Source organism: Citrobacter sp., assembly GCF_050252275.1.
Lineage (GTDB): Bacteria > Pseudomonadota > Gammaproteobacteria > Enterobacterales > Enterobacteriaceae > Citrobacter_A > Citrobacter_A amalonaticus.
This window is the reverse complement of record NZ_JBFWLF010000222.1, coordinates 1-7,614: the sequence shown is the minus strand read 5'-3', so window position 1 is coordinate 7,614 and position 7,614 is coordinate 1. Positions and strand designations below refer to the sequence as shown.

At 54.2% G+C, this 7,614-nt stretch carries 6 protein-coding genes and 1 pseudogene; 5 read left to right on the top strand and 2 right to left on the bottom strand.

The window, feature by feature from the left end; all coding sequences use genetic code 11:
* Nucleotides 1–479 (bottom strand): annotated as a pseudogene (locus tag AB7E14_RS17160) (AAA family ATPase); the annotation flags it as partial.
* Between the two features lie 467 nt (nt 480–946).
* Between AB7E14_RS17160 and ygeW the strand changes: the two are divergent.
* Genes ygeW through arcC form a run of 5 tightly spaced genes read left to right on the top strand, consistent with a single transcriptional unit; the run spans nt 947 to nt 7,056 of the window.
* Nucleotides 947–2,134: a knotted carbamoyltransferase YgeW gene (ygeW, locus tag AB7E14_RS17155; protein ID WP_042999387.1), complete on the top strand. Its 1,188-nt coding sequence runs from the start codon at nt 947–949 to the stop codon at nt 2,132–2,134.
* A gap of 56 nt (nt 2,135–2,190) precedes the next feature.
* Nucleotides 2,191–3,387, top strand: coding sequence for a diaminopropionate ammonia-lyase (gene dpaL, locus AB7E14_RS17150; RefSeq protein WP_054176750.1), 1,197 nt, complete (start codon nt 2,191–2,193; stop codon nt 3,385–3,387).
* A 56-nt stretch (nt 3,388–3,443) separates the two neighbouring features.
* Nucleotides 3,444–4,655: a YgeY family selenium metabolism-linked hydrolase gene (locus tag AB7E14_RS17145; protein ID WP_042999385.1), complete on the top strand. Its 1,212-nt coding sequence runs from the start codon at nt 3,444–3,446 to the stop codon at nt 4,653–4,655.
* Nucleotides 4,656–4,703: 48 nt separating this feature from the next.
* Complete coding sequence (gene hydA, locus AB7E14_RS17140; RefSeq protein ID WP_192502158.1) at nt 4,704–6,110, top strand: dihydropyrimidinase; 1,407 nt, start codon at nt 4,704–4,706, stop codon at nt 6,108–6,110.
* Between the two features lie 13 nt (nt 6,111–6,123).
* A complete protein-coding gene (gene arcC / locus AB7E14_RS17135; RefSeq protein ID WP_216082129.1) occupies nt 6,124–7,056 on the top strand; it encodes a carbamate kinase in 933 nt (310 codons plus the stop codon).
* Between the two features lie 90 nt (nt 7,057–7,146).
* Here the strand turns inward: arcC and yqeB are convergent.
* On the bottom strand, nt 7,147–7,614 hold a 468-nt coding region (gene yqeB / locus AB7E14_RS17130), incomplete at its 5' end, for a selenium-dependent molybdenum cofactor biosynthesis protein YqeB (protein ID WP_428169709.1).

Below are 7,614 nucleotides of genomic sequence, written 5' to 3'. Positions count from 1 at the left end.
TTACTGATGTTGTCACTCCCACTCTGATCTTCGAGAAGTTTTGAAACAAAAATAGTCGATATATGGCGAACATAGTCTGAAAACACGCGCAGGTTGTCATTGATATGTTCCTGCTGTTCATGCGTTACGGCAATCAAACTGATCACTCCTACACAGCGGTCCTGCAGAATGACGGGGGTTCCCAGAAAAGCCTTCTCGCGACAGTTATCTTTGCTATCGCAGCCTTCACAGAGCGGGTCAAAGCGGGAATGCGTCACAACCTTTTCTTTTTTACTTTCCAGTACATAGCGCAACAGTCTGGAGTTACCGCTCAACGGGCGTCCGAGGTATTTCCCGTAAGCGCCGGTTCCCGCGACGCGGCAGAGGTTATCATCGACGATCTCAACTTCGAGTTGCAAAACGCTGGCAAGCATTCTGGCGAAACGCTGAATGGTAGGTTGAATCTGCATCAAAATGGACTGCGTTGTTGCAAGCACCATAGTCTTACCTTCCGGAATCACTTAAATGATTGATCATTGAAGACATTGATGGTTCGTAGAATATAAGGATACTAACTCAGACAAAATTTGCTTTGATAAAAACACAGGCTCTTTATCATTTTATAATGAAAATATGCAAGAGAAATCACATTTCTATATCAATATGAGAATCAGCGCAGTGAGTTTATCAAACTGACGGTATTTACTCTTCATCCGGGTATTATTCTGTCAGTCAGTTCATTGACACATTGCGTTATTTATTAAGCCAAACGTTTTCGTATATTCATGACGAATTACAGATAGCTTTATTCTGTGATCAGTACCACATATTGCCTGATGATTTCCTATTTATCCGCCGTCGAATTCATTTTGGCACGCTTATTGTTAGTCCCTGGTATATCGGTGATGCCGCTTGTCATTACCGCGAATAAGCCACCTTGCCGTCATTCCACTACCAGGACCTTACAATGAAAACTGTTAATGAGCTGATAAAGGATATCAATTCGCTGACCTCACACCTTCACGAGAAGGATTTTTTGCTTACGTGGGAACAGACGCCGGATGAACTGAAACAAGTCCTGGACGTCGCTGCTGCGCTGAAGATGCTGCGTGCCGAAAACATCGCGACCAAAGTCTTCAATAGTGGATTAGGGATTTCCGTTTTCCGCGATAACTCCACCCGTACCCGCTTTTCTTACGCGTCCGCCCTTAATCTGCTCGGCCTGGCTCAGCAGGATCTGGACGAAGGAAAATCACAAATCGCGCACGGCGAAACCGTCCGCGAAACGGCCAATATGATCTCCTTCTGCGCCGACGCCATTGGTATTCGCGACGACATGTATCTTGGTGCGGGCAACGCCTATATGCGTGAAGTCGGCGCCGCGCTGGATGACGGCTACAAACAGGGCGTGCTGCCGCAGCGTCCGGCGTTAGTTAACCTGCAATGCGATATCGACCATCCAACACAGGCAATGGCGGATCTGGCCTGGCTACGTGAACATTTTGGTTCGCTGGAAAACCTTAAGGGTAAAAAAATCGCCATGACCTGGGCCTACTCCCCCAGCTACGGCAAACCCCTCTCTGTGCCACAAGGCATTATCGGTCTGATGACCCGCTTCGGTATGGACGTCACCCTGGCGCATCCGGAAGGATATGACCTGATCCCGGACGTGATTGAAGTGGCGAAAAACAACGCGAACGCGTCCGGCGGCAGCTTCCGCCAGGTCACCAGCATGGAAGAAGCCTTCAAAGATGCCGACATCGTCTATCCGAAATCATGGGCGCCTTACAAAGTGATGGAAGAACGTACCGAACTTCTGCGCGCCAACGATCACGCGGCCCTGAAAGAGCTGGAAAGACAGTGTCTTGAGCAAAACGCAAAGCATAAAAACTGGCACTGTACTGAAGAAATGATGCAACTCACCCGCGACGGCGAAGCGCTGTATATGCACTGCCTGCCCGCGGATATCAGCGGCGTCTCCTGCAAAGAAGGGGAAGTCACCGACGCCGTATTCGAAAAATACCGCATCGCAACGTACAAAGAAGCCAGTTGGAAGCCCTACATCATCGCCGCGATGATCCTCTCCCGCAAATATCCGAAGCCTGGCGTACTGCTGGAGCAGTTGTTGAAAGAAGCGCAACCGCGCGTGAAATAACCCCCTGAGCCGACCTGCCGGTCGGCTCTCCTTTCCGGAGGCCAAAAGGATAGGATATGTCCGTTTTCTCACTGAAGATCGATATTGCCGATAACCGCTTTTACAACGGTGAAACATCGCCCCTTTTTTCGCAAAAACAGGCCAAAGTGGCTCGCCAGTTCCATCAAAAGATCGCGGGCTACCATCCAACGCCGCTCTGTGCGCTGGATGACCTCGCCCGACTATTTGGCGTGAAGAAAATCCTCGTCAAAGATGAGTCAAAACGCTTTGGACTGAACGCGTTCAAGATGCTCGGCGGGGCTTTTGCCATCGCCTGCCTGTTGTGTGAGAAATATCATCTTGATATTGAGACGCTCTCTTTCGAACAGCTCAAAAACGCCATCGGCGAAAAAATGACGTTTGCCACTACCACCGACGGTAACCACGGTCGCGGTATTGCCTGGGCGGCACAACAGCTCGGACAACATGCGGTGATTTACATGCCGAAAGGCTCAGCGCAAGAACGCGTGGACGCCATTCTCAACCTCGGCGCGGAGTGCATTGTCACCGACATGAACTATGACGATACCGTTCGTCTGACCATGCAGCACGCCCAACAAAACGGCTGGGAAGTGGTGCAGGACACCGCCTGGGAAGGTTACACCAAAATCCCCACCTGGATTATGCAGGGCTACGCCACGCTGGCCGATGAGGCCGTTGAGCAAATGCGCGCCCTGGACGTCACACCGACCCACGTGCTGTTACAGGCTGGCGTTGGCGCCATGGCGGGCGGCGTGCTGGGCTATCTGGTCGACGTCTATGGCCCGCAAAACCTGCACAGCATTATCGTCGAACCGGACAAAGCGGACTGCATTTATCGTTCCGGCGTGAAAGGCGACATCGTCAACGTTGGGGGAGATATGGCAACCATCATGGCCGGTCTGGCCTGTGGTGAACCTAACCCGCTCGGCTGGGAAATTCTGCGCAACTGCGCCACCCAATTTATCTCCTGCCAGGACAGCGTCGCCGCGCTGGGCATGCGCGTGCTGGGTAATCCTTTTGGCAGCGACCCACGGGTGATCTCCGGCGAGTCCGGCGCCGTAGGGTTGGGCGTTCTGGCTGCTGTCCATCATCACCCACAGCGCCAGGCCCTGATGGACAAACTGGCGTTAGATAAAGATGCCGTTGTGCTGGTCATCAGTACCGAAGGCGATACCGATGTGAAGCACTACCGGGAAGTGGTCTGGGAAGGCAAACATCCGGTCGCACTGTAACCCCCTATTGGAAAACGCTCCCCAGGAGATTCGGGAGCGAACACTGGAGAAAAGTCATGGCTAAGCACATTCCTTTTAAACTGATTCTTGAAAAAGCAAACGACTACAAAGAAGACATGACGCGTTTCCTGCGCGACATGGTCGCCATTCCCAGCGAAAGCTGCGATGAAAAACGGGTTATCCATCGCATCAAACAAGAAATGGAGAAAGTCGGTTTCGATAAAGTCGAGATCGACCCGATGGGCAACATTCTGGGATACATCGGCCATGGCCCGCGCCTGGTCGCGATGGACGCGCATATCGATACGGTCGGTATCGGCAACATCAACAACTGGAATTTTGATCCCTATGAAGGGATGGAGACCGATGAACTGATCGGTGGACGCGGCACGTCTGACCAGGAAGGCGGCATGGCGTCCATGGTTTACGCCGGGAAGATCATTAAAGATCTCGGTCTGGAAGATGAGTACACGCTGCTGGTCACCGGCACGGTACAGGAAGAGGACTGCGATGGTCTGTGCTGGCAGTACATCATCGAGCAATCCGGTATCCGTCCGGAGTTTGTTGTCAGTACCGAGCCGACCGATTGCCAGGTTTATCGTGGACAGCGCGGGCGCATGGAAATACGCATTGATGTGCAGGGAGTCAGTTGTCACGGTTCCGCCCCGGAACGCGGCGATAACGCCATTTTTAAAATGGGACCAATCCTCAACGAGTTACAGGAATTGTCACAACATCTGGCTTATGACGAATTCCTCGGTAAAGGGACCTTAACCGTTTCCGAAATCTTCTTCACCTCGCCAAGCCGCTGCGCCGTGGCGGACAGTTGCGCCGTCTCCATCGACCGTCGTCTGACCTGGGGTGAAACCTGGGAAGGCGCGCTGGAAGAGATTCGCGCCCTGCCGGCTGTAAAAAAAGCCAATGCGGTGGTCTCGATGTACAACTATGACCGCCCTTCCTGGACCGGGCTGGTTTACCCGACCGAATGCTACTTCCCAACCTGGAAAGTGGAAGAAGATCATTTCACCGTCAAAGCGCTGGTCAATGCCTATGAAGGTCTGTTCGGCAAAGCACCGGTGGTCGACAAGTGGACGTTCTCCACCAACGGCGTATCGATTATGGGACGTCACGGTATTCCGGTGATCGGTTTTGGTCCGGGTAAAGAACCCGAAGCCCACGCGCCAAACGAAAAAACCTGGAAATCACATCTGGTGACCTGCGCCGCGATGTACGCTGCCATTCCACTGTCCTGGCTGGCAACGAAATAACAATCCATCTGTCTCCCCCGGTTTACCGGGGGATTTCTGGAGTGTGCTATGCGCGTATTGATTAAAAATGGCATTGTCGTTAACGCCGACGGACAGGCTAAACAGGACCTGCTGATTGAGAACGGTATCGTTCGTCAACGGGATGCGGAGATTACGCCGCCCCCTTCGTGTGAAGTGATTGATGCTGCGGGATGTTACGTTTTTCCCGGCGGCGTGGATGTACATACGCATTTCAATATCGACACCGGCCTCGCCCGTAGCTGTGATGATTTTTTTACCGGCACCCGCGCCGCGGCGTGTGGCGGTACAACAACCATTATTGACCATATGGGATTTGGCCCGTCAGGCTGTCGCCTGCGCCATCAACTGGAAGTCTACCAGGGGTACGCCGCGCACAAAGCGGCGATCGACTACAGTTTCCATGGCGTCATTCAGCATGTCAATCATGCCATCCTCGACGAGATCCCGATGATGGTGGAAGAAGGCATCAGCAGCTTCAAGCTCTATCTGACCTACCAGTACAAACTCAACGATGATGAAACCTTGCAGGTGCTGCGCCGTTTGCACAAGTCCGGCGCGCTGACCACCGTCCACCCGGAAAACGACGCCGCCATCGCCAGTAAACGGGCCGAATTCATTGCCGCTGGCTTAACGTCGCCACGCTATCACGCCCTGAGCAGACCGCTGGAATGTGAAGCCGAAGCCATCGCCCGGATGATTAACCTTGCGCAGTTAGCGGGAAACGCGCCGTTGTATATCGTCCACCTGTCCAATGGCCTGGGACTGGACTATTTACGCCTGGCGAAAGCGAATCATCAGCCCGTGTGGATAGAGACCTGTCCGCAATATCTGCTGCTGGATGAACGCCGTTATGACGGGGAAGACGGTCTGAACTTCATTCTCAGCCCGCCGTTACGCAATGTACGCGAGCAGGACAAGCTCTGGTGCGGCATCAGTGACGGCGCTATTGACGTGGTGGCGACTGACCACTGCACCTTCTCAATGGCGCAGCGCCAGCAGATCTCAGGCGGCGATTTCAGCCGCTGCCCGAATGGTTTGCCCGGCGTGGAAAACCGCCTGCAACTGCTCTTTTCTGAAGGTGTGATGAGCGGGCGAATTACCCCTGAACGCTTTGTCGCGTTAACCAGCGCGACGCCTGCCAGACTGTTCGGCGTATGGCCGCAGAAGGGGCAACTGGCACCTGGCGCTGATGGCGATGTGGTGATTATCGATCCCCGCCAGAGCCAGGCGATCCATCATGCTCACCTGCACGATAACGCTGATTATTCGCCCTGGGAGGGGTTCCGCTGTCAGGGTGCGATTGTCAGAACGCTGTCGCGTGGTGAAACGATCTTCTGCGATGGCGTCTTTACAGGGAAAGCAGGCCGGGGCCGCTTCTTACGACGTAAGCCGTTTACCCCGCCCGGCGTGGGTGAAACAGATAACTGTGTATGATAAGTGAGGAAAAATGAGGAAGAAAATTGTTCTCGCGCTGGGTGGTAACGCGTTGGGTGAGGATCTGGCCGGACAGATGCAGGCCGTCAAAATCACCGCGCAGGCCATTGTGGATCTCATTGCGCAGGGCCATGAGGTTATCGTGACTCATGGTAACGGGCCGCAGGTGGGTATGATCAACCAGGCATTCGAAGCCGCGGCAAAAACAGAGGCGCACTCGCCAATGCTGCCGATGTCCGTCTGCGTGGCATTGAGCCAGGGCTATATCGGTTACGATCTGCAAAACGCGCTGCGCGAAGAATTGCTCTCACGCGGGATGCACAAACCTGTCGCCACACTGGTGACGCAGGTAGAAGTCGACGCCCACGATCCTGCGTTTCTGAACCCCACCAAACCCATCGGTTCATTCTTCACACAGCAGGAAGCGGAACAGCTGGAAAAACAAGGTTATACGCTTAGAGAAGATGCCGGACGTGGTTATCGTCGTGTCGTGGCCTCGCCTAAGCCGGTGGACATCATTGAGAAAGAAACCGTCAAGGCGCTGGTTGAGGCCGGACAGGTGGTTATTACCGTGGGCGGAGGCGGTATTCCGGTAATTCGCGAAGGCAACCATCTGCGGGGGGCCAGCGCGGTGATCGATAAGGACTGGGCCAGTGCCCGCCTGGCAGAGATGATCGACGCGGATATGCTCATCATCCTGACGGCGGTCGAAAAAGTGGCTATTAACTTCGGTAAAGAAAATGAGCAATGGCTGGATCGCCTGTCGTTGAGCGATGCGGAACGCTTTATCAGCGAAGGGCATTTCGCTAAAGGTTCTATGTTGCCGAAAGTGGAGGCCGCCGCGTCGTTCGCCCGCACCCGCCCCGGTCGGGAAGCCTTGATCACGGTGCTCAGTAAAGCGAAAGAAGGGATTGAGGGAAAAACCGGAACGGTTATCTGCCAGTAATATGATGCGTTTTATTCGCCGGGGGCGCTTTGCGTACCCGGCCTGGCGCCTCCCGGGCCGGATAAACATAGCGCCATCTGACCATTCGCATTACGCCACTTCAAGCACCTCATTTGTTGACTTCACTCCCTGATGCATCAGCATCATGAGCGCTTCCAGTACTCCGCCGCCTATCGCTCTTGCTTTATCAGAGACGCTGGTAAAATCCGCCGTCTCGCCGCGCGGGTCGATATCGCCGATTTTAAAACCGCCCACCACCGCCAGCCCGTCACTTAACAGGCCGCGCACCATCCCCGACAGCGGCGCCTTGATTTCGTTTTCGCCAATCCAGGCAATCACCTCGCCCTCTTCTACCAGATCGCCTAATTTCACTCTGGCGCGCATGATGCCTGCGGCGGGTGCACGAATCACCCGTCGTGCGGTATGCCCCATGATATTGCCGGGTATCCCGGTATTTTCCTGTGCACAACCGGCGTAAATCACCTGCCCCAGCCAGTGTCCACGATTTGTTTCAATCACCGCATGGCAGTCTTCACCCGCAGTAAACCCAGGCCCCAA

Bases quoted from the DNA above. Each gene is read 5' to 3' on its own strand.
- hydA (WP_192502158.1), top strand. From the start codon at position 4,704: ATGCGCGTATTGATTAAAAATGGCATTGTCGTTAACGCCGACGGACAG.
- dpaL (WP_054176750.1), top strand. From the start codon at position 2,191: ATGTCCGTTTTCTCACTGAAGATCGATATTGCCGATAACCGCTTTTAC.
- ygeW (WP_042999387.1), top strand. From the start codon at position 947: ATGAAAACTGTTAATGAGCTGATAAAGGATATCAATTCGCTGACCTCA.
- AB7E14_RS17145 (WP_042999385.1), top strand. From the start codon at position 3,444: ATGGCTAAGCACATTCCTTTTAAACTGATTCTTGAAAAAGCAAACGAC.
- arcC (WP_216082129.1), top strand. From the start codon at position 6,124: ATGAGGAAGAAAATTGTTCTCGCGCTGGGTGGTAACGCGTTGGGTGAG.